This window comes from Micromonospora sp. BS32 (genome assembly GCF_059089345.1).
On record NZ_JBSSHR010000121.1, the window covers coordinates 1 to 441 of the forward strand.

Consider the following 441-nt stretch of genomic DNA (forward strand, 5'->3'; position numbering starts at 1 on the left):
GTGTAGGAGACCTGGTTGCCGGCCTTGCGGATCTCCAGGCCCTCGCCGACGCACAGGATCGGGGTCAGGCCGTGCGCGAAGGCGGCCTTCACCTTGGCGTTCACGACCTCCTCGTCCTCGCCGTGGTACTGGCGGCGCTCGGAGTGGCCGATCGCGACGTAGGAGCACTTCAGCTTGGACAGCATCGGGCCGGAGATCTCACCGGTGTACGCGCCGTGGTCGTGCGCGGACACGTCCTGGGCGCCGTACTTGATCCGCAGCCGGTCGCCGTCCACCAGGGTCTGCACGGAGCGCAGGTCGGTGAAGGGCACCAGGACGGCGACCTCGACCGCGTCGTGGTCCTTGTCGGTGAGGCCGAAGGCGAGCTTCTGGACGTGCGCGATGGCCTCGAGGTGGTTGAGGTTCATCTTCCAGTTGCCCGCCATCAGCGGGGTGCGGGTG

The 441-nt window shown here is 68.3% G+C and carries 1 protein-coding gene; it reads right to left on the bottom strand.

The genetic code is table 11. The features are described 5' to 3' along the window. On the bottom strand, positions 1–441 hold a 441-nt coding region (locus AC5RWQ_RS30540; protein ID WP_494286055.1), incomplete at both ends, for a triose-phosphate isomerase family protein.